We start from the raw sequence: 781 nt of genomic DNA, 5'->3' as shown, positions 1-781 counted from the left end.
TTTATATCCCTCAGAAACCTTTACAATCGGTTCTTCTATTTCCGGCACGTATTCCAATTCAGCCTCATTGAAGAGATTAAGTTGACCGTCAAGGACAACTCTCGGTGTCTTTTCACTGGAGCTGCCGAACTTTTGCCTGCGCATGAGAAGAATAATTTCTGTAAGGTTGTCAACCTGCTTCTTTAAGTTCTCGATCATTGCTTCCAGTTTTTCCGTGTAGGCATCCCTGTTATGATTTTCAAGTTCTTGTATTCTTTTTTCCAGTTGTGCCACATATGCATCTTTTTCCATGATTCTAACCGTTTTCTCCCGTACTTTTATTATTTAAATTATATCATAAAATACCGTTGAAATCCAGTAAATTCAATGGGTTTAGGCACTTTTCCCACTCAGCAGAGGTCACCTGTTTTTGCTTTTTTGATTGCTTTTGGTTGGTCGATGGCAAGTCCCTCTGTCAGCCATCGGAATTCCTGCCAGGTAATATCTCTTACTTGTTCTTCTGTTCTTGGCCATTTGAATTTTCCGTTCTCAAGCCGCTTATACAGCAGGACAAAACCATCATCCTCCCACAGAAGTACCTTCATGCGATCAGCACGTTTCCCACAAAACAGAAACAATTTTCGTGAAAATGGATCCAGTCCGAGGCTCGACTGCACAATTGACGCCAGTCCGTTTATGGATTTGCGCATATCCGTATATCCACAGACGATGTAAATCCCCTGCGCCTTTGTTATATCACCTATCATATCCGCATCAGTACCTTCAGTGTGCGTTCAATAAT

The 781-nt window shown here is 41.6% G+C and carries 2 protein-coding genes; both read right to left on the bottom strand.

From position 1 onward, the window contains the following. Positions 1 to 291, bottom strand: a 291-nt coding sequence (locus OXPF_RS19155) for an IS66 family transposase (protein ID WP_201779746.1), incomplete at its 3' end; no start/stop codon positions are given. Between the two features lie 98 nt (positions 292 to 389). After that, the gene (gene tnpB / locus OXPF_RS19150) at positions 390 to 746 is read right to left on the bottom strand and encodes an IS66 family insertion sequence element accessory protein TnpB (protein WP_054876827.1); all 357 of its coding nucleotides are present in this window, start codon (positions 744 to 746) and stop codon (positions 390 to 392) included. Positions 747 to 781: the final 35 nt, after the last annotated feature.

Source organism: Oxobacter pfennigii, assembly GCF_001317355.1.
GTDB classification, from domain to species: domain Bacteria; phylum Bacillota; class Clostridia; order Clostridiales; family Oxobacteraceae; genus Oxobacter; species Oxobacter pfennigii.
Note: the sequence above shows the minus strand (reverse complement) of the source record. Positions and strands in the feature narration are given on the sequence as shown.

Excerpts from the sequence above, each read along its gene's own strand:
- tnpB (WP_054876827.1), bottom strand. The coding sequence starts at position 746 with ATGATAGGTGATATAACAAAGGCGCAGGGGATTTACATCGTCTGTGGA.